Origin of the sequence: Pseudomonas sp. SIMBA_068, assembly GCF_046534705.1 — a bacterium.
GTDB lineage: Bacteria > Pseudomonadota > Gammaproteobacteria > Pseudomonadales > Pseudomonadaceae > Aquipseudomonas > Aquipseudomonas putida.
Map to the genome: position 1 here is coordinate 1 of NZ_JAWRYI010001018.1, position 255 is coordinate 255.

At 54.1% G+C, this 255-nt stretch carries 1 protein-coding gene; it reads left to right on the forward strand.

The genetic code is table 11. From position 1 onward, the window contains the following. Positions 1-255: 2-iminobutanoate/2-iminopropanoate deaminase (ridA, locus tag SB756_RS32505; RefSeq protein ID WP_410913564.1), on the forward strand; the 255-nt coding region annotated here is incomplete at both ends.

Consider the following 255-nt stretch of genomic DNA (forward strand, 5'->3'; position numbering starts at 1 on the left):
GCAAAACTATCGCGACGGAAAATGCACCGGCAGCTATCGGTCCTTACGTACAGGGAGTTGATCTGGGCAATATGATCATCACCTCCGGCCAGATCCCGGTAAATCCGAAAACGGGCGAAGTACCGGCAGACGTCGCTGCACAGGCACGTCAGTCGCTGGATAACGTAAAAGCGATCGTCGAAGCCGCAGGCCTGAAAGTGGGCGACATCGTTAAAACCACCGTGTTTGTGAAAGATCTGAACGACTTCGCAACCG